The organism is Lentzea flava (assembly GCF_014648475.1).
Taxonomy (GTDB): Bacteria; Actinomycetota; Actinomycetes; order Mycobacteriales; family Pseudonocardiaceae; genus Lentzea; species Lentzea flava.
In genome coordinates, this window is the sequence record NZ_BMRE01000009.1 from 81,094 (window position 1) to 102,625 (window position 21,532).

At 71.9% G+C, this 21,532-nt stretch carries 17 protein-coding genes; 11 read left to right on the forward strand and 6 right to left on the reverse strand.

The genetic code is table 11. The features are described 5' to 3' along the window. Positions 1-7: 7 nt before the first annotated feature. A complete protein-coding gene (locus IEZ09_RS13770) occupies positions 8-2,890 on the forward strand; it encodes an AfsR/SARP family transcriptional regulator (protein WP_189254052.1) in 2,883 nt (960 codons plus the stop codon). Here IEZ09_RS13770 and IEZ09_RS13775 read toward each other — a convergent pair. The 3 genes from IEZ09_RS13775 to IEZ09_RS13785 all read right to left on the reverse strand — a co-directional run bounded on the left by IEZ09_RS13775 (position 2,880) and on the right by IEZ09_RS13785 (position 6,740). Next, on the reverse strand, positions 2,880-3,362 hold the full coding sequence (locus tag IEZ09_RS13775; RefSeq protein ID WP_189254053.1) for a calcium-binding protein: 483 nt from the start codon (positions 3,360-3,362) through the stop codon (positions 2,880-2,882). The two genes, IEZ09_RS13770 and IEZ09_RS13775, sit on opposite strands and share 11 nt — an antisense overlap. Positions 3,363-3,427: 65 nt before the next feature. After that, positions 3,428-5,947 carry an ATP-binding protein gene (locus tag IEZ09_RS13780; protein ID WP_189254054.1) on the reverse strand — a complete coding sequence of 840 codons (2,520 nt, stop codon included), beginning with the start codon at positions 5,945-5,947 and terminating at the stop codon, positions 3,428-3,430. 49 nt (positions 5,948-5,996) lie between these two features. Beyond that, complete coding sequence (locus tag IEZ09_RS13785; RefSeq protein WP_189254055.1) at positions 5,997-6,740, reverse strand: calcium-binding protein; 744 nt, start codon at positions 6,738-6,740, stop codon at positions 5,997-5,999. A 132-nt stretch (positions 6,741-6,872) separates the two neighbouring features. On the opposite strand from IEZ09_RS13785, the gene IEZ09_RS13790 reads away from it, so the two are divergent. The 4 genes from IEZ09_RS13790 to IEZ09_RS46425 all read left to right on the forward strand — a co-directional run bounded on the left by IEZ09_RS13790 (position 6,873) and on the right by IEZ09_RS46425 (position 13,958). Then, a complete protein-coding gene (locus tag IEZ09_RS13790; protein ID WP_189254056.1) occupies positions 6,873-8,198 on the forward strand; it encodes a S8 family peptidase in 1,326 nt (441 codons plus the stop codon). Between the two features lie 116 nt (positions 8,199-8,314). Continuing rightward, the gene (locus tag IEZ09_RS13795; protein ID WP_229812537.1) at positions 8,315-10,237 is read left to right on the forward strand and encodes a phosphocholine-specific phospholipase C; all 1,923 of its coding nucleotides are present in this window, start codon (positions 8,315-8,317) and stop codon (positions 10,235-10,237) included. Positions 10,238-10,247: 10 nt separating this feature from the next. Beyond that, complete coding sequence (locus IEZ09_RS13800; RefSeq protein ID WP_189254058.1) at positions 10,248-11,447, forward strand: hypothetical protein; 1,200 nt, start codon at positions 10,248-10,250, stop codon at positions 11,445-11,447. A gap of 30 nt (positions 11,448-11,477) precedes the next feature. Then, positions 11,478-13,958 carry a primosomal protein N' gene (locus tag IEZ09_RS46425; protein ID WP_229812538.1) on the forward strand — a complete coding sequence of 827 codons (2,481 nt, stop codon included), beginning with the start codon at positions 11,478-11,480 and terminating at the stop codon, positions 13,956-13,958. Between the two features lie 15 nt (positions 13,959-13,973). Here the strand turns inward: IEZ09_RS46425 and IEZ09_RS13815 are convergent, their stop codons facing one another. Next, positions 13,974-14,438: a hypothetical protein gene (locus IEZ09_RS13815; RefSeq protein WP_189254059.1), complete on the reverse strand. Its 465-nt coding sequence runs from the start codon at positions 14,436-14,438 to the stop codon at positions 13,974-13,976. A 65-nt stretch (positions 14,439-14,503) separates the two neighbouring features. Between IEZ09_RS13815 and ggt the strand changes: the two genes are divergently transcribed. Continuing rightward, on the forward strand, positions 14,504-16,273 hold the full coding sequence (gene ggt / locus IEZ09_RS13820; RefSeq protein WP_189254060.1) for a gamma-glutamyltransferase: 1,770 nt from the start codon (positions 14,504-14,506) through the stop codon (positions 16,271-16,273). A gap of 1 nt (position 16,274) precedes the next feature. On the opposite strand, the gene IEZ09_RS13825 is transcribed toward ggt, so the two are convergent. Both IEZ09_RS13825 and IEZ09_RS13830 read right to left on the reverse strand, forming a co-directional pair. Continuing rightward, positions 16,275-16,793, reverse strand: coding sequence for a DinB family protein (locus IEZ09_RS13825; RefSeq protein WP_189254061.1), 519 nt, complete (start codon positions 16,791-16,793; stop codon positions 16,275-16,277). Between the two features lie 11 nt (positions 16,794-16,804). Next, the gene (locus IEZ09_RS13830) at positions 16,805-16,984 is read right to left on the reverse strand and encodes a hypothetical protein (RefSeq protein ID WP_189254062.1); all 180 of its coding nucleotides are present in this window, start codon (positions 16,982-16,984) and stop codon (positions 16,805-16,807) included. A 235-nt stretch (positions 16,985-17,219) separates the two neighbouring features. On the opposite strand from IEZ09_RS13830, the gene IEZ09_RS13835 reads away from it, so the two are divergent. From IEZ09_RS13835 to IEZ09_RS13855, 5 genes are all read left to right on the forward strand, one after another. Further along, entirely contained in the window at positions 17,220-17,369 is a 150-nt protein-coding gene (locus IEZ09_RS13835) for a hypothetical protein (RefSeq protein WP_189254063.1), read from the forward strand. Positions 17,370-17,416: 47 nt separating this feature from the next. Beyond that, positions 17,417-17,965 carry a peptide deformylase gene (gene def / locus IEZ09_RS13840; protein WP_189254064.1) on the forward strand — a complete coding sequence of 183 codons (549 nt, stop codon included), beginning with the start codon at positions 17,417-17,419 and terminating at the stop codon, positions 17,963-17,965. 2 nt (positions 17,966-17,967) lie between these two features. Further along, positions 17,968-18,894, forward strand: coding sequence for a methionyl-tRNA formyltransferase (gene fmt, locus IEZ09_RS13845; protein ID WP_189254065.1), 927 nt, complete (start codon positions 17,968-17,970; stop codon positions 18,892-18,894). Between the two features lie 364 nt (positions 18,895-19,258). Beyond that, positions 19,259-20,695, forward strand: coding sequence for an RsmB/NOP family class I SAM-dependent RNA methyltransferase (locus tag IEZ09_RS13850; protein WP_189254066.1), 1,437 nt, complete (start codon positions 19,259-19,261; stop codon positions 20,693-20,695). A 333-nt stretch (positions 20,696-21,028) separates the two neighbouring features. Beyond that, on the forward strand, positions 21,029-21,526 hold the full coding sequence (locus IEZ09_RS13855) for a flavoprotein (RefSeq protein WP_189254067.1): 498 nt from the start codon (positions 21,029-21,031) through the stop codon (positions 21,524-21,526). Positions 21,527-21,532 lie beyond the last annotated feature (6 nt).

Genomic DNA, 21,532 nt, shown 5'->3' on the forward strand with positions numbered 1-21,532 from the left:
GCAGTGCGTGGGGGAGGACCACCTGCGCGGGGTGCCGCGGCCGTTGGACGTCGAGCTGCCGCGCCTGCGACTCGTCGACCGGCTGCGCCAGCGCTGGTGCCGCCCGGTCACGCTGGTCGTCGCCGGTCCCGGTTTCGGCAAGACCACGGCACTGGCGCAGGCGGTGCGGGCGAACCTCCTCGATCCCCGCGGCATCGACGTCTGGATGACCTGCGGCCCCGGCCACGAGAACGCGAGCAGCCTGGCCGCGGCGATCCTGGACGCTCTCGCCGTCGATCACGGTCCGGCGCCGGGCACCGGGGACGTCGTCGCCGCCCTGCGCCGGCGAGCCCCGCTGGACGTGTGCCTGCTGCTGGACGACGTCCACGAGATCCCCGGCGGCTCACCGGGAGCCGAGCTGCTGGGCACCCTCGCCAGGACCCTCCCAGACACCGCGCACCTGGTGCTGTCCGGCCGGCGGGTCGGCCTCCCGCTGGCCCGCAGGGAAGCGGCGGGCGAGGTGGCCACGATCGGGGCCGGCGACCTGGCCTTCACCGACGCCGAGACGGCGGCGCTGGCCAGCCGGTTCGGCCGTGACCTCACCGAGGACCTGCGCGGCTGGCCCGCGCTCATCAGGCTGTCGCTGAGCGCCGGGCCGGCGGCGTCGTGGCGCTACGCGGCGGAGGAGGTCCTCAGCCGCGTGTCGGACGAGGCGCGGACGGCGCTGGCCGCCCTGGTGGCGCTCGGCTGCGCGACCGTGGACGAGGTGGGCGCGGTCGCCGAGGCACCGGTGCGGCTCGAGCACCTCGTCCGGTCGGTGCCGCTGATCGACCGGCTCGACGACGGCCGCTATCGAGCGCACGACCTGTGGGCGAGCATGGTCCCGACCGACCACCTGCGGGCCAGGGCGGTCGAGGTGTTGTCCGCACGGGGAGAGCTGGCCGGTGCCGGCCGGGTGGCGTGCCGGGCGCAGGACTGGGGCCTGCTCGCGCGCCTCGCCGTCGAGCTCGTCCGGACCACGCTGTCGGTGCTGCCCTGCGCGACCGCCGAGCGGTGGCTCGCCGCGGTGCCGGCCCAGCACGTGGACGAGCCCGCGTTCCTGCTGCTCAAAGCCGCCGTCAGGCACGCGATCGACTTCACCGATCCGTCGATCGACCGCCTGGTCGACCGGGCCTGCACGCGGATGCTCGGCACCGGCGACCACGACGGCGCGGCGGTGGCACTCGGCCAGGCCGTGATCACCGCGCATTCCAGGGGTGACCTCGTCCGGCTGGCCCAGGTGGCGCACCGCGCGCAGCAGCTCGACGTCGACTCGCCCGTGCTGCGACTGCTGCGGCACAGCACGGCGGCGGTGCTCGCCGAGCTCTCCGGTGACCCGGAGGAGGCCCTGACCCATCTCGCCCAAGCACCGGTGACCGAGGTGCCCAAGGCGCTCGCGGTGTCCACGACGCGGTTCCACGTCCACTGCCTGGCCATGTGCGGGCGCGGGCGGGAGGCGGCGGAACTGGCCGAGCGGATGCTCGACGACGACCTCGCCCGCCGTCACGCCGCCGCGGCGCGCTGGTTCGACGGCCAGGCCGTCGAGTTCCACGGGGACGACCCCGACAGCACAGCGCGCGGTGAGTTCGTGGCGCGTGCTCTGCACACCGTCATCGCCGCGTCGTACGGCGAGGTCACCACCGAACTGCCCGCTGAGCAGGACAACCCGCGCGACGCGGTGCTGGCCTGCGCGTCGCACGCGGCGGTCGCGGTCACCCGCGGCGACGAAGACCGGGCCCGCGACGTGTACAAGCAGCACCTGGCCAGGTGGCCCGCGGACATCAAGGTCGCCGAACGGCACCTGCGCCGGTTCCTGACGCTGGGCTACGTGCTGAGCGACGAGCTCAGGGAACGCTGGGACAGCGCGGATCTGGGTCCGTCGCACCGCAACGCACGGGAGGCGGGCCGCGCGTTCGTCCGAGCGCGGTGCGGTGATCTCCCCGCGCATCTGCCGGAGGAACACGCCTTCTGCTTCCTGCCGTTGCCGTGGTCGGTCGAACTGGCCGCCCGCCTGGCCGCGGCGGGAAGGACGGCACTGGGCACCTGGCTGGCTGATCGCGTCGGGCCAGCGGTGCACCGCCGGTTCCGGGAACTCGCTCGCGACCCGGACCTCGCCGCCGGAGCCACCCGGTTGCTCGCGACGGTGCCCACTCCGCCCGGCCAGCCGCTCGGCATCGAGGTGCTCGGGCCGATGCGGGTCACCCGCGACGGTGTCCCGGTGGACGCGCCGGAACTGCGCCGCGTGCGGGTCCGCCAGCTGCTGGGCCTGCTCGTGCTGCGTCCGGTGCTGAGCAGGGAGCAGGCGATGGACCTGCTGTGGCCCGGCCTCGATCCCGCCAGCGCGGCCAGGAACCTGCGCGTGACGATGACCCACCTGCGCCGGTTGCTCGAGCCCGGTCGCGCCGGCGGTGAGGCCAGCTACTGCCTGCGTGGCGACGGCGACACCGTCCGACTCGTGCGGGGCGGCTTGCTGACCGCGGACCTCTGGTCGTTGCGGGAACTCGGCGACGCGGACCAGCTGGACCAGGCGGTCGCGCTGTGGCGTGGCGAGCCGCTGCCGGACCTGGTGGACGTCTGCGAGGCCGAGATCGCCGAGGTGCGCGCCCAGCACGTCCGCAACCTGCTGGCGCTGGGCGAACTCCGGCTCGTCACCGGGGATCCGGTGCAGGCGTGGCGACTGGCCGACCGCGCGCTGGCGCTGGAACCGTTCGAACCGCGCGGGCACCGGCTGGCGCTGGCCGCGGCGCTGCGCGCACGGAATCCACAAAGGACTGTCCAGACCCGTGCGCGCGTGCTCGACTCGTTGCGGCAGCTCGGTGTCAGACCCGACCCCGCCACGGAGATCCTGCTGCGGCAGTCGGTCAGCAGCTGAACTGGACCTCGGTGGAAGGCGTGCAGAAGTCGAGGCCGGCCTCACCGTCGCCGCCGTCGACGCCGACGTTGCCGGACAGCAGGTCCATCCCGTCGCCGCCGCGCATCCTGTCGTCGCCGGGTTCGCCGTGGACGGTGTCGTGGTCGGGGCCGCCGTCGACCTTGTCGTCGCCGCGACCGGCGCAGATCAGGTCGTTGCCGCTGCCGCCGTGGATGGTGTCGTCGTCGTCCAGGCCGATGATGATGTCGTTGCCGTCGAGGCCCCAGATCTCGTCCACGAAGGGGCTGCCCAGGATCACGTCCGGCATCGGGGTGCCGACGATGACGCCGGAGCCGACGATCGTGGGCACGGCGTTGTAGCAGTCCGCGATCGTCGGTCTGTTCTGGAACTCCGGCGGGACCTCGTCCGCTGAGGCGACACCGGCGGTGCACAGGCCGATGGCGAGTCCTGCGGCGGCAATGCGGAGTTTCATGGTTGTCCTCCCTTGTCCGTGTGGTGCCTACGGATCGAGGGTCACAACCGGGCGTTGCCCGAACGCTAACCGGAGCGAGCCATGTCGCGTTCCACGGCGGGGATCGGCGCCCCGATCTCGGTGCGGATCGCCGCCGCCTCCGTGCGCAACGACGGGGTGTGCGTGACGTCCGCCAGCGCCTCCAGCACGCTCGCCTCCCGCCAGCGGTCGCCGAGCTCGCGGTGCAGGGTGAGGCTGCGTTCCAGCAACGAGCGGGCGGCCGCGGGGTTGCCGGTGCCGTGCTCGACGACGCCGAGCAGGTTGAGCGCCCAGGCGATGCCCTCCTTGAACTCCAGTTCGCCGAACGTGTCCAGGGCTTCGTCCAGCAGCGTCCTCGCTTTGGCCGGCTCGCCCCGGTACCACGCCACCGCGCCCAGATAGGCGAGCGACGACGTGGCTCCGCGTCGATCACCCAGATCTCGCAGTGACTTCAGTGATGCCTGAAGATCGGCCTCGGCGACGGCGAGATCACCGGCGAGCCAGGACGTGGCTCCGGCGAGTTGTTGTGCGTAGGCGGCATTCACGGGGTTGGATGCGCGCGCTGCCTCCTGATAGTGGTGCAACGCCGTGTCGTAGTAGCCGCGTTCCCGTGCGACCGAACCCAGCAGCCGGTGCAGCCGTCCGGCCAGCGACGGATCGGCTTCCAGGCCGTCACGGGCGTGGCGGACCGCCTCCGAGTAGTCGCATTCGAGCAACGCCAGCGTTGCCGCGGACGCCAAAGCCTTGCCGCGCAACGGTCCTGAGCCCCTGAGGGCCATCCTGAGCCATTGGCGGCCTTCGCGGTAGTTGCCGGTGCGGTGCCAGTAGCGGTTCAGCGCGACGACGAGGCGCAGCATCTTGCCGGTGTCGCCGGTCTTCGTGAACCAGTCCATGGTGCGCTGGAGGTTGGCGTGCTCGACCCGCAGCGCGTCGAGCAGCGTTCCCGTCGGGTCGGCTTCGGCGCGTTCGGCCAGGCGCAGGAAGAAGTCGGCCGCGCGGCCGTGTGCGTCGGAGCGTTGTTCCAGGGCGAACGCGTGGACGGTTTCCAGCATGGAGAAACGGGTTTCGCCGGCGGTCCGGGACACCCGCACGAGCGACTTGGCCACCAGGCCCGTCAGCGCGTCGAGCGTGCCCGCGAGTGCCTCGACCAGGTCGGCGGGGAAGCCGCCCGCGCACACCGCGAGATCGGCGAACAGCGTGCGTTCCGAGGACGTCAGCAGGTCGTGGCTCCACGCGATCGCCGCGCGCAACGGCCCGAGCAGGCCGAACCGGTCGCGCAACCGGCGCACGATCTGGGCGGGGGTGAGGACGGACGTGCGGGCCGCTGCCAGTTCCAGGGCCAGCGGCAGGCCGTCCAGCGCCGCGCAGAGCTGGGCGATCGCGGGGGCGTCCGCGTCGGTGTAGTGGTGGGCGGCGCGGTCCAGGAAAAGTCTGACGGCGTCGTAGGCGGCCAGTTCGGTCAACGAGCGGGGCACGTCCGGATCGGGCACAGCTAGCGGTGGAACCGGGTAGACGGCTTCGCCGGGGACGGTGAGCGGTTCGCGGCTCGTGGCGAGCACCCGCAGCCTCGGGTGTCTTTCGGTGAACGCCGCGCACTTCGCTCTGAGGTGTTCGCAGTTGTCCAGCACCAGCAACGTGTTGCCGAGAGCGCCGAGCTCTCGCGTGGTGATGCCGAACGCCGCCGCGACCGCGTCGCCGACACAGGTGGCGGACGTCAGATCGACCACTGTGGACGAAGGCGAGACGTGCCTGGCCAGCCGCGACTTGCCGCAGCCCGCCGGGCCGGTGAGCGTCACGAGCCGCGTCTTTTCGAGCAATCGCACGACGTCCTGCGTTTCGCGCTGCCGTCCGACGAGGCTCGCACCGGAGTCGGCCGGCGGGCACGCCAGCGCCGCGGCCTCGATCGCGCGCAGGCCCGGCCCTGGATCGACGCCGAGCTCTTCGACGAGCACGGTGCGGGCGCGACGCACCGTGCTCAACGCGTCCGCGCGTCGGCCGCCACGTAGTTGTGCGTCGGCGAGCAGCTCCCAGAAGCGTTCCCGGAGCGGATGGCTCACGACGAGCCGTTCCAGCTGTCCTGTTCCGTAGTTCCCGCGGCTGATCTCCTGCTGTGCCAACGCTTCCTCGGCCGACAGACGGGCCTCGTGCAACCGCGTGATCTCCGCGGACGCCCACTCGAAGACGTCGCAGTCGGCCAGCGGATCGCCGCGCCACAACGCGAGTGCCGCACGGGGCGAAGGTGCGCGCTCGAAGCGAGTCACGTCCACGTGTGATGGATCGATGCGCAGGGCATAGCCCGCACTGGTGGTGACGAGAACGTCGACGAGCCCGATGGCGGACAGTGCGCCACGCACGCGCGCGATGTGGCTGTGGAGCGTTCGCAGTGCGGTGGGAGGGGGCTCGGTGCCCCACAACGCGTCGATCAGGCGCGTTGCGGGGAGCACCGAGGCTGCGCGCAACGCCAGCAGCGCCAGGAGGGAGCGCTGGCGCGTACCGGCGAGGCGCAGCACGCCGCCCGGCCCGGTGACTTCGAGGGGTCCGAGCAGGCGGACGTCGAGTGGGTCCACGCACCAGCGGAGTCCTCAGCGCGGACCCTGATACATCACCCGGAGTTCGTCACTGGACGCACACGTCGCCGGGACCCTCCGTGCACGTGTCGGTACCGCCGAGCCCCATCATTCGATTGGGCCAGGCGTTGCCGGACAGCGTGTCGTCGCCGGCGCTGCCGTAGACGTCCTGGACGTTCAGGACCTGGTCGATCTCGCCAGGCCCGGACGCCGTGCCCGCCGCGAGGTCGATCACCATGCCCTCGGTGTGGTCGCTGAAGTCCACGCTGTCGCGCATGTTCGGCTTGACGCCGTCGATCTTGTCGTTGCCGTGGCCGCCCTGCAGGAAGTTGCCGCCGCCTTCGGTGGGCGACTCGTCCAGCACGTCGTCGCCGTCGCCGCCGTAGAGCCTGTCGGCGCCGGGACCACCGGTGATGGTGTCGTCGCCCGCGCCGCCCAGCAGGACGTCCTGGCCGGAGCCGCCGTGCAGCGAGTCGTCGCCGTCGCCGCCGTGCTGCTCGCTCGGCACGGCGCTGTCGTAGAACACCGCGTCATTGCGGTCGCCCAGGTGTAGGACGACCTTCTGGACCTGCGCGCACTGGACGCGCGAGACCGACAGGCGCGTGCAGCCGGTGCCTGCCCGCATCGGCCCGGCATCGCTGATGGTGGTGCCGGAGACGTGGATCTGGCTGGCGCGGGCGGGCGCTCCGGTGACGACGAGCCTGCCGGCCTCGACCCGCGCGACCGTGGCGGCTTCCGGTGCGGCGGCGGTGGCGGACGCGGCGAGTGCGGCTGCGACGACGAGCTGAAGCATGGTTCCCCCTCTTCGACGGTGGGCACGTGACTACGCGGCCGCTGTTGTGGATCGGTTGTGGCGGCCGCATCCGGGCCACAACCGCGCGGGTTTCTCCTTCTCGCCGTCAGTGCAGCTGGGAAAGGGGAGACCATGAGAACCGGCATGGCAGCGCTGCTCGGAGCCGTGATGGCGGTGGCGGTGGTACCGCTCACCGCGGCGGCGCAGGAGGAGCCAGAGCAGGAGATCATCGTCAAGTTCCGGGACGGCGCGTCGAGATCCGACGCGCTGGAGAAGTCGCGGACACGGGCCGTCGCGGACGCCACGGACGGCGCCGAGGTGCTCGCCTCCCGCGACGCCGCGGAGTCGATCCGGGTGCTGATGGCACGCGGTGACGTCGAGTACGCCGAGCCGAACATCGTGCTGGAGGCGACGGCCGTGCCGAACGACCCGCTGTGGCCGCAGCAGTGGCACTACTGGGAGTCGCCCGGCGGCATCGGGTTGTCGCAGGCGTGGGACCAGGGGCCGTCCGGTGCGGGAGTGCGGGTCGCGGTGATCGACACCGGCCGCACGTGGCACCCGGACATGACCGCCAACTACGTGGGCGGCTACGACTTCATCAGCAACGCGGCCTTCGCGAAGGACGGCAACGGCCGTGACGCCAACCCGGCCGACCAGGGCGACTGGCGGGTGGCCGGGCAGTGCGGTCCCGGCTCCCCGGCGCGGCCGTCGAGCTGGCACGGCCTGCACGTCTCTGGCACCGTGGCGGCGTTGCGCAACAACCTGACCGGTGGCACGGGCGTCGCGCCGTCTGCCAAGGTCGTGCCGGTGCGCGTTCTCGGCACGTGCGGCGGCACGCTGGCGGACATCGCCGCGGGCATCGTGTGGGCGGCCGGTGGCGCGGTGGCCGGTGTTCCGGCGAACCCGAACCCGGCCAAGGTGCTGAACCTGTCGCTCGGCGGTCCTTCGGCGTCGTGCCCGGCGACGTTGCAGAACGCTATCAACACGGCGCGCAACGCGCACGGGGCGACCGTCGTCGTCGCCGCGGGCAACGACGCGGCCAACGCCGCCGGGACCACCCCGGCCAACTGCGCCGGTGTGATCACCACGGGCGCCACCGACCGGCAGGCCAACCGCGCGTCGTACTCCAACTTCGGTGCCTCGGTCGAGATCTGCGCGCCGGGCGGCGAGACGGCGCCGGTGGCCGCGAACGGCGTGCTGTCGACGCTGAACAACGGCGCCACGGTGCCCGCCGGGTCGATCTACCAGTTCTACCAGGGCACCAGCATGGCGACCCCGCACGTCGCCGGTGTCGTGGCGCTGATGCAGCACGCACGGATGCTGCACGGCAAGCCGTTGCTGACGCCCGCCCAGGTGTTGTTGCACCTGAAGGCAAAGGTGCTGCCGGCTGCCGCTCAGTGCGGCAAGGGACTGCTGGACGCTCGGGGCAGTGTGGCGGCCGCGATCGCCGCGCCCTGACTGTGAGGTGTGAACGAGGCCCCGGTCATCCGGGGCCTTTGTTCATACGTGGGTCGGTTCCGCGACACCTGTTGAGACTAGAAACTCGTTTTATGTCGCTTTCTCGTCGTGGGTTCATGGCTGCCGTCGCTGCTGCTGGTGCGGGCACGTTGCTGCCACCGTCGGTGCACGCGGCATTGGCCCATGAGCCCCGTGCGGGAGGGTTGCGCGCGATCAAGCACGTCGTGCTGTTGATGCAGGAGAACCGGTCGTTCGACCACTACTACGGAACGCTCCGCGGCGTGCGCGGGTTCTCCGACCGCAACGCGTTGAGGGGTGTGTTCAACCAGTCGGGTGTGCTGCCCTTCCCCGTGCGCGAGGCCGCGTCCGGGCGGGACATCCAGTACATCGGCGATCTCGACCACAGCTGGAACGGTGGTCACTCGGCGTTGCGCGGCGGGTGGAACGACAACTGGGTGCCCGCGAAGACAGCGGCGACGATGGCGTACTACACGCGGCAAGACCTGCCGTTCCACTACGAGCTCGCCGACACCTTCACGTTGTGCGACGCCTACCACTGCTCGGTGCCGTCCTCCACGTCGCCGAACCGGAACTATTGGGTGTCCGGGTACACCGGTTTCGAGCCTTCCGGTGCGCGTGCGACCGGGAACGCGGCCTACGACGAGGACAACCACGCCGGGTACACGTGGAAGACCTACCCGGAACGTCTTGAGGCGGCCGGGAAGTCGTGGCGGGTCTATCAGGAGTGGGACAATTTTCAGGACAACAACCTGGAGTTCTTCGCGCGGTTCAAGGAGATCGCGCGCAAGGTGCTGCCGCCGGGGTTCAAGTCGCTGGACAAGCTGTACGGGACGGGGGATCCGGCGCTGATCGGCGCGATCGACCTGTCCCGGCTTTCGCCTGCCGAGAAGTCCTTGTACGACAGGGGATTGCACCGCGTCCGGCCCGGCGGGCTGGGGGAGGCGTTTCGGGCCGACGTTGCTTCTGGCCGCCTGCCCGCCGTGTCGTACCTGGTTCCGTCCTCTGTGGACTCCGAGCACCCCGGTGCGTCGTCGCCCGCGGCGTCCGCCTCGATCACCTATCAGGTGCTGGACGCCTTGGCGTCTCATCAGGACGTGTGGGAGTCCACGGTCCTGTTCATCACCTACGACGAGAACGACGGCTTCTACGACCACGTGCCGCCGCCGCGTCCGCCGTTGTCCGTTGCTGACGAGTACGTGGGCGACCGGCCGTTGGGGTTGGGTGCGCGCGTGCCGATGACCGTCGTCTCGCCGTGGTCCGTTGGCGGGTACGTGTGTTCGCAGGTGTTCGACCACACGTCGATGACGCAGTTCCTGGAGAAGTGGACCGGCGTGCGGTCGGAGGAGATCTCCGCGTGGCGCCGGACCGTGTCTGGTGACCTGACCTCGACGTTCGACTTCGACCGGCGCCGCACGTGGCCCGAGGTCGGCGAGCCCGCGCCCGTGCCGCCCGCCACGCCGCGCTGGCGTCCCGCGCCGCCGTCGTCGCAGAAGATGCCCGAACAGGAGCCCGGACGACGACGTGCGCGCCCTCTGCCGTACCAGCCCGACGCATCGTTGCGCGGGGCCTCGCTGGAGATGACGAACGCCGGGTCCGCCTCCGTGCACTTCGCGCTGTACCCGTACTCGGGCCAGTTCGCGCTGCCGCAGCACTTCGACGTCGCCTCGTCGGCGTCTCTGGAGGTCACGGGCGATCACGACCTGGTCCTGCTGGGCCCCAACGGGTTCCGCCGCGAGTTCGTCGGCTCTGCCTCCGACCGTGCGCGCGTGTCGTCGTCGGTGCGCGGCTACAGCCGTGTGCTGACGTTGACGTTCGAGAACTCCGGATCGACGCCGCTGACGTTCGTGCTGGGGCGGCGGCGGTACGTCGTGAGACCGGGCCATCGGCACGTGATCCCGTGGCTGACCGTGATGAACTCCGGCTGGTACGACCTGACTGTGACGGTGGAGGAGGAGCCCCGGTTCCGCCGTCGTTTGTGTGGTCACATCGAGAACGGCCAGGAGTCGATCTCCGGTTAACGTTGCCCTCGTGGAGATCACGGGGGACGAGATCCGGCGGCTGGTGACCGACGACCAGGATCCCAGGGGCGTGCGCGTGACCGGCGCGCACATCACCGGGCAGCTCGACCTGCAGGACCTGGTGGTGAAGCGGCCGCTGGTGCTGCGCGACTGCACCACCGACCAGCCGGTGCTGCTCAGCCGGGCGCACTTCTCCCGGCTCGACCTGAGGGGCCTGGTCGCGCCGTCGATCCAGGCGCACGGCCTGACGGTCGACCACGACCTGCACCTGAGCGCGGCCCGGCTGAGCGCCGGCGAGTCCGTCGACGCCCGCCAGATGCGCATCGGCGGCAGCATCTACCTGGACGAGGGTTTCCACGCCGCGGGGTCGGTGATGCTGAGCAGTTCACGCGTCGCGGGCGTGGTGTCGTGCCGCGGCGCGCGCATCGAGTCCACCCTGCACCTGGTGGACGTGCACGTCGGCGACGTGATCTTCCTGTCCCACGGGTGCGAGATCTCCAGCGACGGCGCCCACGCCGCGGTCCGGATGCGCGGTGCCCAGGTCGACGGCCAGATCGTCCTGCGCGGCGGCCGCTTCACCTCGCCGGGCGTCGCGGTCGACCTGCGGCACGTCAAGGTCGGCAAGGACCTCCTCATGCCGTTCGACGGCATCGAAGGCCAGGTACAACTCGAAGGCCTCGTCTACGAGGGCCTGCCCCGTGACGCCACAGTGGACGAATGGATGACGCTGCTCGCCACGCGCACGCCCTACTACTCGACCCAGCCGTGGGTGCAACTCGCCGCGGCACACTCGGCCGCGGGCCACGAACAGGACGTGCGCCGTATCCGCGTTGCCGCACAACGTGATCTGCGTCGCCGCGGCCAGCTCTCGCGGTGGGGCCGGACCTGGCACCTGATCCGCGGCCTGACCGTCGGACACGGCTACCGCCCGGCGCTCGCGTTGCTGTGGCTGGCCGGGGTGCTCGCGATCTCGGTCGGCGTGGTGCTCGTGTCCGGCGCGGTGCGGTGCTCCACGGTCGAACAGGTCGGCTACGCGCTGAACGTGGCAACACCGCTGGTCAAGGTGGATGCGGCACGCTGCGCGGTGGACGCCACCTCGGGCAGTGGCCAGTTCGTGCTGGCCTCGACGTGGCTGCTGCAGATCCTGGCCTGGGCGTTCGCCACCCTGTTCGTGGCGGGCTTCACCGGTTTGGTGAGGCGCAACGCGTGACTGTCGGGGCTGTCTGATACACCAGGAGGCATGAGCGCGAAGACCGGAGCCAGGCGAGGGGAACGAGTCCCCGCGGCCACGCTGCCGGTCGCCCGCATCGTCGTGGACGTGCCACTCGCCCACCTGGACCGCCCCTTCGACTACGCCGTACCGTCCGAACTGGACGAGCAGGCCGTGCCAGGCTGCCGCGTCCGCGTCCGGTTCGCGGGCCAGCTCGTCGACGGCTACCTCCTGGAGCGCGCCGAGTCGTCCGAGTACGAGAAGAAACTCGCCTTCATCGAGAAGGTCGTGTCCCCCGAACCGGTGCTCGCGCCGGAGATCGCCGCCCTGGCCCGCGCCGTCGCCGACAGGTACGCGGGCGGCATGATCGACGTCCTGAGGCTCGCGATCCCCCCGCGCCACGCCCGCGCGGAAGCGGCCGCGTCCGGCGACCCGGCCCCGCTGCCGCAGGTCCCGGCCTGGGTGACCGAGCACCCCGCCGAGCCGACCGCGTCTGCCGCTGGTCCGGGTGCCGCCGCCGCTCCCGGCACCACGGTTGGTCCGGGCACCACCGCTGGTCCGGATGCTGCCGTCGGCCTGGGTAATACCGCCGATTCGGACACTACCGCCGCGCCCGGCGCTGCCGTCGGCCCAGGCACCAGCGCCGCTCCCGGCACCACCATCGGTCCGGACATCACCCCTAGCCCGGACATCACCCCTAGCCCGGACATCACCGCTAGTCCGGGCGCTGCCGCTAGTCCGGGTGCGACCGCCGCGTCCGGCACCACCGCCGCGTCCGGCACCACCGCCGCGTCCGGCACCACCGCCGCGTCCGGCACCACTGCCGCTCCGGGCACTACCGCCGAGCCCGGCGCTGCCGTCGGTCCGGGCACCAGCGCTGCCCCCGGCACTGCCGCCCCCGGCCCCGCTGGTTCCCCGGCGACTCCCGCGCGGTCCCAGCTGCCGCCCGTCCCCGCCGACGCCTGGTCCCGCTACCCGCGCGGCCCCAGGTACCTGGAAGCGCTGCGCACCGGCCGCTCCGCCCACGCCGTCTGGCAGGCCCTGCCCTCCGAGGACTGGCCCGCACGCCTGGCCGAGGCGGCCGCCGCCGTCGCCTCCACCGGCCGGGGCGTCGTCATCGTCGTGCCGGACCACCGCGACCTGGCGCGCGTGTCCGAGGCGTGCGACAGGCTCATCGAGGGCGTGGTGACGCTGTCGGCCGACCTGGGGCCGTCCGAGCGCTACAAGCGCTGGCTCGCCGTTCGGCGGGGCGTCGCCAGGGTCGTGGTCGGCACCCGCGCCACCGCCTTCGCCCCGGTCAGGGATCCCGGTCTGCTGGTCGTGTGGGACGACGGCGACGACCTCCACGTCGAGCCGCGCTCGCCGTACCCGAACGTGCGCGACGTTCTGGTCCAGCGCGCGCACATGTCCGGCGCGGCGCTGCTGATCGGCGGGTTCGCCCGCACCGCCGAGGCTCAGCTGCTGGTCGAGACCGGGTGGGCCCACGAGATCGTGGCCTCCCGCGAGACCCTGCGGGCCGTCGCACCGCGCGTGGTCTCGGTGGGCGACAACGAGTGGCAGGACGTCAAGGACCCGGCCGCCCGCACCGCGCGGCTGCCGTCCATCGCGTTCGAGGCCGCGCGTTTCGCCCTGGCCGACTCGCCGGTCCTCATCCAGGTGCCGCGTCGCGGCTACGTGCCGGCGCTGGCCTGCGGGCAGTGCCGGGGGCCTGCCCGATGCCGCCGGTGTGCGGGGCCGCTGGCGTTGCCCGGCGGCACCGAGGACGGGCTGCCCAAGCCCGCGTACTGCCGGTGGTGCGCGGCGACGGAGGCCGGGTTCCGGTGCCCGACGTGCGGTTCGCGCAGGCTGCGTGGCCAGATCATCGGTGCCAGGCGCACGGCCGAGGAGCTGGGGCGGGCCTTTCCCGGGTATCCGGTGCGCACCAGCGGTGCGGACGAGGTGCTCACCAAGGTGCCGGGCAAGCCCTCGCTGGTGGTGGCGACACCTGGCGCCGAACCCGTGGCGGAAGGCGGGTACGGCGCCGTGCTCCTGCTCGACGGCTGGGCGTTGCTGGGCCGGGCCGACCTGCGCGCCTCCGAGGAGGCGCTGCGCCGCTGGATGACGGCCGCCGGGCTGGTGCGGCCCGGCACCGGGCGGGTGGTCGTGATCGCCGACTCGTCGCTGACGCCCGTGCAGGCCCTGGTGCGCTGGGACCCGGTGTGGCACGCCGCCACCGAGCTCGCGGCGCGGACCGAGCTCGGGTTCCCGCCCGCGGTGCGGATGGCGACGGTCGACGGCACCCCGGACGCGGTGAACGCCCTGCTCGACGAGCTGCGGTTGCCGCCGACCGGCGAGATCCTCGGGCCGGTGCCGCTGGGCGAGGACGAGTCCAGGGAACGGGCGCTGGTCCGCGTCGCCCGCAGCGAAGGCCGTCAGCTGGCCGCCGTGCTGGCCGAGGCCCAGGCCGTGCGGACAGCGAGGAAGGAACAGGAGCTGGTGCGCATCAAGCTCGATCCGCTCGAGGTGCTCTGACCGGCCGCCGCGAGGTCAGCTCTCGTAGTAGGACCGCAGGTTCGCGATGTGCTCGCGGATGTCGTCGTCGGTGAGCTTCTCGTACTCGAGGTACTCGCTCATGTACGTCATGAGGTCGCCTCGCTCGGGGTGGTCCTCGCTCGCGATCACGTGCGCCGTCGTGCCCGCGATGCCGGCCGGGAACAGCAGGAAGCCGTCGAGGCCCGCCATGGTGTCGAAGGAGGCGTTCTTGGCCTCCCACAGCGTCCAGACGTCGTCCTCACGGCCGCATTCGGCGAGCAGCAACGCGGCGAGGACCATCGCCTCGCTCACGCCCCAGCCCTCGCGGTGCGCCGCCGTCTCCTCCGCCAGCAGGTGGCGCAGCAGGTCCGCGTCGCCCTCGCGGCGCTCGCGCAGCAGCAGGCGCAGGGCGTCCTCGCGGTCGGCCTCGTCGAGCGGGGTGGTCGCGAAATCCGTTCGCAAGCGGTCGAGATCGATCACCTCCGCACCTTAGGCCTTTCCCAAGAACTGTTGCCATCCGGTCGCAACGGAGTAGAAGAGTGCGCATGTTGCGAACGGCTGCCGCATTGACGCTCTCCGTCGTACTGGTCGCCCCTGCTTCCGCAGGTGCGGCGGAACCCCCACCCCGAGTGCCCGAGCAGGTCGGCTGGGGCGGTGCCGTCTCCAGCGTCGACCCCGACGCGTCCCAGATCGGCATCGACGTGCTTCGCCGCGGTGGCAACGCCGTCGACGCGGCCGTCGCCACCGCCGCCGCGCTCGGCGTGACCGACCCGTTCAGCGCGGGCATCGGCGGCGGAGGGTTCTTCGTCTACTACGACGCCCGCACCCAGCGCGTATCCACTTTGGACGGACGTGAGACCGCTCCGCACTCCGCCACCGACCAGCTCTTCGTGGAGAACGGCAAGCCGCTCCCGTTCGCCGAGGCGATGACCAGCGGCCTGTCCGTCGGCGTTCCCGGCACGCCCAAGACGTGGCAGCAGGCCCTGCGCAAGTGGGGCACGCTCAACCTGCGCGAGGCCATGGCGCCCGCGGAAGCGTTGGCACGGCGCGGTTTCGTCGTCGACCAGACGTTCAACTCGCAGATCGCGAACAACGCGGCCCGCTTCGCCGACTTCACCTCGACCCGCGACCTCTACCTGCCCGGCGGGCAGCCACCCGCCGTCGGCAGCACGTTCCGCAACCCGCAGCTGGCCGACACCTACCGCGAACTGGCCCGCACCAATCTCGCCTCCCTCTACGGCGGCGCGGTCGGCCATGACCTCGTGAAGACCGTCCAGCAGCCCCCGGTCGTGCCCGGCTCCACCCGCAAGGTCCGCCCCGGTGCCATGGAGATCTCCGACCTGGCCCGCTACCAGGTGGAACGCCGCGAGCCCACGCACACCCGCTACCGCGGCCTGGACGTCTACGGCATGGCTGCCCCGTCGTCCGGCGGCACCACCGTCGGCGAGGCGCTCAACATCCTCGAGTCGACCGATCTCGCCAACATCGGGGACGTCGAGTACCTGCACCGCTTCATCGAGTCGACCAAGCTCGCCTTCGCCGACCGCCTCCGCTGGGTGGGCGACCCGGCCTTCACCCGCGTGCCGACCGAGGGCCTGCTCTCCCAGAAGTTCGCCGACTCCCGCGCGTGCCTGATCAAGCCCGACGCCGTGCTGCCCGCCCCGCAACCGGCAGCCGACCCGGACAACCCCCAGGCGTGCGCGGCGACCGCGGGTCTCTCGGCACTGCGCGAGGACGCCGAGCGCACCACGCACCTCACCACGGCCGACCGCTGGGGCAACGTCGTCGCCTACACCCTCACCATCGAGGCGGAGGGCGGCAGCGGCATCGTCGTCCCTGGCCGCGGTTTCCTGCTCAACAACGAACTCACCGACTTCGAGTTCGTCGCCCCGAACGCCGGCGTCCCGCACCCGAACCTCCCGGGCCCCGGCAAGCGCCCGCGCTCGTCCATGGCCCCGACGATCGTCCTCGACCACGGCAAGGTCGTCCTCGCGGTCGGCTCACCGGGCGGCTCCACCATCATCACCACGGTCACCCAGATCCTGACCGGCCGCCTGGACCGCAAGATGTCCCTGCTCAACGCCGTGGCCGCGCCACGCGCCTCCCAGCGCAACGCGGCCGCCACCCCGGCCGAGGCCGCCTTCATCGCGGCGGACACGGCCAGGGGCCTCGAGGCCATCGGCCACAAGTTCAGCCAGAACGCCGAAATCGGCGCCGCCACCGGAATCGAACGCGCCTCGGACGGCCGCTGGCGCGCGGTCGCCGAACCGACGCGGCGCGGAGGAGGCGCGGCCCGCGTGGTGCGGGTGGGCTGAGCTACTTGTTGGTGCGGCCGTCGATGCGTTCGCGGATCAGGTCGGCGTGGCCGCTGTGCTGCGCGTACTCCTCGATCATGTGGATGTAGAGCCACCGCAACGAGATCTCACCCCACTGCGCGTGCAGGAAGGTCTCGTCGAGGTCCCGCGCGGCTGCGGCCGCGCGGGCCTCGGCCATTTCGGCGACGAGGTCGGCGTACTCGGCCTCGGCGCGGGCCGGGTCGAGGTCCTCGAAGGCGGCGTCCCAGTTCGGCGGCGCGGCGTAGCGGGGCTGGACGTCCTGACCGGCCAGCCGGATGCGGAACCACACGCGTTCCACGTCGATCATGTGGCGGATCAGGCCCAGCAGGGTGAGGTTCGACGGGGGCGCGGTGGCCATGGCGAGCTGCTCGCCGGTAAGGCCCGAGCAGCCGTGCAGGAAGATGGCGCGGTGGCGGTCGAGCCACTGCTCCAGCATCGGGCGTTCCGCGCCGACGAACGGTTCGTGGGGTGGTTTCACTTCCGGTGCCGTCCAGGTCATGTCGGCCATCATCAGGTAACGCCACCCGTGTAGACGATCTGTTTATCGGCGTTGCGGGCCGTGACGTGCAGGTTCGGCGGGGCCAGCGGCTGTGGGCCGCTGGGCACGCGCAGCAACAAGCGCGTGAACCTGGCCTTGCGGCGGAACTCGGAGCGCGCCAGGTTGCCCGCCTCCCGGCGCGGCGGCGCCATACAGCAAAGCTCACCGAACGCCTGCTAGTCGCCTCGTGCCCACAGATCGGCGTCCGACAGGGCGTCGTCGGACACCGCCGCCGCCCCCCTCCCCGCTCGGTCGTATCAGCCTCATGACCTGGAGGTGTCCACCTTCCGGTCGAGTGTTGCACCTGATCTTCCTACCCCAGGCTGATGCAGGCTCGATACCGCGAGCCGATGTGGGCTGACCTGCGCGAACGGCACAGTTTGTGGCATGACGACAACGACCGTGACCGGCACTCCGGCAGCCCACCTCGACTTCCGCGCGCTGTTCCGCCCCGTGCTGACGGCGCTGCGGTTCACCGGCCACTTCGTCGTGGCGCTGGTGGGCGTGATCTTCCTCGGCAGCGCGTCCGAGCACTGACCGCGCCCCTCGTAGACTGGCCACCAGTCCACCACGAGGAGTACTGCGTGACCGTCCAACCCATCCGCCTGTTCGGCGATCCGGTGCTGCGCACCCCCGCGGTCGAGGTCACCGACTTCGACAAGGAACTGCGCACCCTGGTCAAGGACCTGTGGGACTCGATGCAGGACGCGGGCGGAGCGGGACTCGCCGCGCCTCAGCTCGGTGTGGGCCTGCGCGTGTTCACCTACCACTGCGACGGCTTCGCGGGACACCTCGTCAACCCGACGTGGGACGTGGTCGGCGAGGAGATGCAGGACGGCCCCGAAGGCTGCCTGTCCATCCCCGGCATGTCGTGGGACTGCAAGCGCCACCTGCACGTCGTGGCCAAGGGCTGGAACATGCACGGCGAGCCGATCGAGGTCGAGGGCACCGAGACCCTGGCCCGCTGCATCCAGCACGAGACGGACCACCTCGACGGCGTGCTGTTCCTCGACCGCCTCGACGCCGAGACCCGCAAGCGGGCCATGAGGGAAATCCGGCAGTCCGAGTGGTTCGACGGTACGGTCCCCACCTTGAAGCAGAGCCCGCACCCACTCTTCGGCAGGTCCAGCTGACCATGCGACTCGTGTTCGCCGGCACGCCCGAGGTCGCACTTCCCTCGCTGCGCGCCTTCATCGACTCCCCACGCCACGACGTCGTCGCCGTGGTCACCCGCCCCGACGCCCCCTCCGGCCGCGGCCGCAAGCTCGAGCGCTCCCCGGTGGCCGCGCTCGCCGACGCCGCCGGCATCGAGGTGCTCACGCCGGCGAAGGCGGGCGACCCCGAGTTCCTGGACCGCCTGCGCGCGCTGGAACCCGACCTGTGCCCGGTCGTCGCCTACGGCAACCTGCTGCCGCAGCGGACGCTCGACATCCCGAGGCACGGCTGGGTCAACCTCCACTTCTCCGTGCTGCCCGCGTGGCGCGGCGCCGCGCCGGTGCAGGCCGCCGTGCGCAACGGCGACGACATCACCGGCGCCTCGACGTTCCGGATCGTGAAGGAGCTCGACGCGGGCCCGGTGTACGGCGTGGTGACCGAGAAGGTGCGCGACCGCGACACCTCCGGCGACCTGCTGACCCGCCTCTCCGAGTCCGGCGCCCAGCTGCTGCTGTCCACTGTGGACGGCATCGAGGACGGCACCCTGCGCGCGGTGGAGCAGCCCACCGACGGCGTGACGTACGCCGCCAAGATCACCGTCGAGGACGCACGCCTCGACTTCACCGCACCCGCCGTGGCCGTCGACCGCCTCGCGCGCGCCGTGACGCCAGAACCCGGCGCGTGGGCCGAGTTCCGCGGCGAGCGGCTGAAGCTCGGCCCCGTGAACCCCGTGGCCGACGTGACGCTGCCGCCCGGCGAGGTGCTCGTCGAGCGCAAGCGCGTGCTCGTGGGCACGGCGACCACCGCCGTGGCCCTCGGCGAGGTGCAGGCGCAGGGCAAGAAACGCATGGCCGCGACCGACTGGGCCCGCGGTGTGCGGATCGAGCCGGGGGAGCGCATCGCATGAGGCGCTCCGTGACGAGGGCGCGCGGCATGGCGGCGCCCGTCCGCGGTGGGGCCGCAGTTCGCTTCGGTGAGGGAGTGTCCGAGGTGAACTCGGCGCGCGCAGGCTGCGCTGGGGCCGGGGGAGCACGTGGCACAGCTGCACCTTTCCGTGGTGAGGCGGGGCCTCGTCCTGGTGGGATGGTCAGGACGACGAGGGCGCTCGGCATGGCCGCGCTTGTGCGCGGTGGGGCCGGAGCTCGCTTCTGCGGGGTGGCCGGGGTGGACTCGGCGCGCGGAGGCTGCGGTGGGGCAAGGACTTACCTCGGCGGAGTGGCCGGGATGAATGTGGCGCGCGGTGTTCGTGCCGGAGCAGGGGAGCACAGCGCATGACCGGCTACTCGCGAGGAGCTTCCAAGCCTTCCCGGCCGCGCAGGCCGCATCCGCCGCGCCGGCGGACCGGGCCCTCACGGCCGCCCGTGGAGGACCCGGCGCGCCTGGCCGCGTTGGAGACGTTGCGGGCCGTGCGGCAGCGCGACGCGTACGCGAACCTCGTGCTGCCGCAGCTGTTGCGCGAGCGCCGCATCACCGGGCGTGATGCCGCGCTGGCCACCGAGCTCACCTACGGCGCGGCGCGAGCCCAGGGGCTGCTCGACGCCGTCATCGAGGCGTGCTCCGACCGGCCGTTGTCCGAAGTGGACGGCTCGGCGCTCGACGCGTTGCGGCTCGGTGCGTATCAGCTGCTGCGCACACGGATTCCGTCACACGCGGCGGTCGCCTCGACCGTCGACCTCGTGCGGGCCGAGCTCGGTTCCGGGATCGCGGGCTTCGTCAACGCCGTCCTGCGCAGGGTCGCCGAGCAGGACGAGGCCGCCTGGGTCGACGAGCTCGCGCCCGACCCGGACGTCGACCCGATCGGCAACCTCGCCTTCGCCCACGCCCACCCGCGCTGGATCGCGCAGGCGTTCGCGGAGGCCCTCGGCAGCCGGGACGAGCCGTTGAAGCTCGCCCTGGAGGCCGACGACGCCCGGCCGGCCGTGCACCTCGTGGCACGTCCTGGCGAGGTGAGCGCCGACGAGCTCGCCGCCATCGTGGGCGGCGACGTGGCGCCGTACTCGCCTTACGGCGTGCACCTGGAGGCCGGGGCGGGCGACCCGGGCGATCTCGAGCCCGTCCGGGAACGCCTCGCCAACGTGCAGGACGAGGGCAGCCAGCTGTGCGCTCTGGCCCTCACGCGCGCGCCTGTCGAGGGCACTGACGACCGCTGGCTGGACCTCTGCGCGGGCCCCGGCGGCAAGGCCGCGCTGCTCGCCGCCCTGGTCGGCCTCGAGGGTGGCGAGCTGATCGCCGTCGAGAAGGCACCCCACCGCGCCGAGCTCGTGCGCAAGATCACCTCAGGCCTGCCGGTGACCGTGCACGTGGCCGACGGCCGCGAGACCGACTTCGTCGAAGGGGCGTTCGACCGCGTCCTGGTCGACGCGCCCTGCACCGGTCTCGGTGCACTGCGCAGGCGCCCGGAGGCGCGGTGGAGGCGCCAGCCCGCCGACGTCGGCACGCTCACGAAGCTGCAGCGCGAGCTGCTCACCGAGGCGTTGCGACTGGTGCGTCCTGGCGGCGTCGTGGCTTATGTCGTGTGCTCACCTCATCTCTCTGAAACCGTCGGGATCGTGACGGACGTCGCGCGGCGGACGGGGGCCGAAGTGCTGGACACGCGGGAGCTCTTCGCGGGAGTTCCGGACCTCGGGGAAGGACCGCACGTCCAGCTCTGGCCCCATCTGCACGGCACCGACGCGATGTTCTGCTCGGTGCTGCGACGCCCGGTTTGAGCGCTCGTGAACGACGGTAGGGACGGGGTCTGACAGTTCTGGGCGGCTGGTGGACGCGGGGGATCCGGGCGGCAACACAGTGGGTGACGCGCACGGTGACGTCACCCAGATTTGTGATGTCCACGGTGACGGGCACATCGGTCGGCTCCCGCCAGGCGGTGGCCGAGGGTGATCGGGGCAGCGGCGGTGCCCTGATCGTGGCGGTTGCCGCCCTGATCGGGTGGTGGTGCTGGGTCGCGACGGTTCCGCGCGGGGGTCTTCGTCACCGGCGTCCGTGCCGAGGTCGTTCCCCGATGATCGTCCACGCGGGACCGTCCGCCTAACATCGCCGCCATGACACGTGGGCTGCTCGGACTGGTCGCAAGCGGCTGCGGCGGCGTCGAATCCTGGTTCCGCACGGAACTCGCCGAACCCGCGGCACAACGGGGCTGGCGGCTCGCCATCACCCTCACGCCGACGGTCGTCCCGTGGTTCGAGGAGGCGGGCGAATTGGAGAAGCTCCAAGCCCTCACCGACCTGGAGATCCGCTGGAACCCGCGTCTGCCGAGCCAGCCGAAGCCCTACCCGACGCCCGACGCGTTCATCTTCGCCCCCGCCAGCGCGAACTCGGTGGCCAAGCTGGCCCTCGGCATCGGCGACAACCAGGCGCTGACCGCGTTGAACGAGGCCATCGGCGTGGAGAGCTGCAAGGTCGTCGTCATGCCCCAGGCCAACGAGGACAAGCGCCGTCATCCGATGTGGGAGACGCATCTGAGGACGCTCACCGGAGCGGGTGTCGTGGTGGTCACTGACGAGGCTCCCGGCAGGCTGCTCGACCTGCTGGACACCTAGACTTCA

What these genes read in the sequence shown, in the direction of transcription:
- fmt (WP_189254065.1), top strand. Translation starts at nt 17,968, where the DNA reads ATGCGACTCGTGTTCGCCGGCACGCCCGAGGTCGCACTTCCCTCGCTG.
- IEZ09_RS13795 (WP_229812537.1), top strand. Translation starts at nt 8,315, where the DNA reads ATGGCTGCCGTCGCTGCTGCTGGTGCGGGCACGTTGCTGCCACCGTCG.
- IEZ09_RS13825 (WP_189254061.1), bottom strand. Translation starts at nt 16,793, where the DNA reads ATGACCTGGACGGCACCGGAAGTGAAACCACCCCACGAACCGTTCGTC.
- IEZ09_RS13830 (WP_189254062.1), bottom strand. Translation starts at nt 16,984, where the DNA reads ATGGCGCCGCCGCGCCGGGAGGCGGGCAACCTGGCGCGCTCCGAGTTC.
- IEZ09_RS13850 (WP_189254066.1), top strand. Translation starts at nt 19,259, where the DNA reads ATGACCGGCTACTCGCGAGGAGCTTCCAAGCCTTCCCGGCCGCGCAGG.
- ggt (WP_189254060.1), top strand. Translation starts at nt 14,504, where the DNA reads ATGTTGCGAACGGCTGCCGCATTGACGCTCTCCGTCGTACTGGTCGCC.
- IEZ09_RS46425 (WP_229812538.1), top strand. Translation starts at nt 11,478, where the DNA reads ATGAGCGCGAAGACCGGAGCCAGGCGAGGGGAACGAGTCCCCGCGGCC.
- IEZ09_RS13785 (WP_189254055.1), bottom strand. Translation starts at nt 6,740, where the DNA reads ATGCTTCAGCTCGTCGTCGCAGCCGCACTCGCCGCGTCCGCCACCGCC.
- IEZ09_RS13835 (WP_189254063.1), top strand. Translation starts at nt 17,220, where the DNA reads ATGACGACAACGACCGTGACCGGCACTCCGGCAGCCCACCTCGACTTC.
- IEZ09_RS13790 (WP_189254056.1), top strand. Translation starts at nt 6,873, where the DNA reads ATGAGAACCGGCATGGCAGCGCTGCTCGGAGCCGTGATGGCGGTGGCG.
- IEZ09_RS13775 (WP_189254053.1), bottom strand. Translation starts at nt 3,362, where the DNA reads ATGAAACTCCGCATTGCCGCCGCAGGACTCGCCATCGGCCTGTGCACC.
- IEZ09_RS13855 (WP_189254067.1), top strand. Translation starts at nt 21,029, where the DNA reads ATGACACGTGGGCTGCTCGGACTGGTCGCAAGCGGCTGCGGCGGCGTC.